This window comes from Hymenobacter sp. B1770 (assembly GCF_049896385.1).
Taxonomy (GTDB): domain Bacteria; phylum Bacteroidota; class Bacteroidia; order Cytophagales; family Hymenobacteraceae; genus Hymenobacter.
Map to the genome: position 1 here is coordinate 1 of NZ_JAFCUF010000051.1, position 929 is coordinate 929.

General features: G+C 61.2%; 1 protein-coding gene. It reads right to left on the reverse strand.

What is annotated here, in order from left to right:
• The coding region (locus ACP7AJ_RS21400; protein ID WP_426062274.1) for a tetratricopeptide repeat protein at positions 1-929 on the reverse strand (929 nt) is incomplete at both ends.

The following is a 929-nucleotide window of genomic DNA, read 5'->3' on the forward strand; positions in this document are numbered from 1 at the left end:
GCGTGCTTCAGCGCTTTGTCCAGGTATTTGGTTTTGAGGTAGGCATAAGCCAACTCGCGGTCGGCGTAGTGGCCCATCTGCTCGTTGTTGTCGGCCTCAGTGGCGTCGTTGCTCAGCTGCGCAATGGCTTCTTGGGCCATTTTTCGGGATGCTGCCGGCTGCTTGTTCAGGCGATACAGGTCGGCCAACTCGTCGGCAAAGGCATAGTCTTTCACCGTGGCGCGCGCCTGCTGCAGGTACTGAATGGCCTTGGGATAGTCTTGGCGGGCGGCTGCGATGCGGCCCAAGCCGGCCAGGGCGTAAGCATAATGCGGACGCAGCGTCAGCGACTGTTGATAAATGGCTTCGGCGCGGGCTAAATCGCCGGTATTCTCATACAACTGGCCCAGTTGCACCCGGGCCCATTCGGTTTGCTCCAGGCCGATGTAGCCGGCCCCGACGGCCATGCTCATGGCTTGTTGAGCGCCGGTGACATCGCCGTGAATCTCGCGCAGGTAGCTCACGCGGGCATAGGCGCGCAGGTCGGGGCGCACCTGGTTCATCTTGTCGGCCATTTTCACGGCTTCGTCGTACTTGCCCAACTCCACGTTGGCATCGCACAGCACCCCATACACAAAGGCGTTATTAGGGTTGATTTTCACCGCTTTCTGGGCCACCGCCAGGCCCTGCGAGAAATGATGCTGCGTCAGGTGCAGGGAGGCTTTCGAGCAGAGCGCGTCGAAGTTTTCGGGCTGCGCGGCCAGCACGTTATCCAGCAGCTGCATCGCGGCCCCGTCGTAGTAAGCGTGGTTGCCGGTCACGCGGCCTTCCTGGATATAGGCCAGGGCCAGCAGCAGCTGGCTTTGATGGTCTTTCGGGTTCTGGCGCAGCTTGGCCAGCAGGCCTTGAATGGCGCTTTTGGTGTTCAGCCACTCGCCGCCCATTGCGCG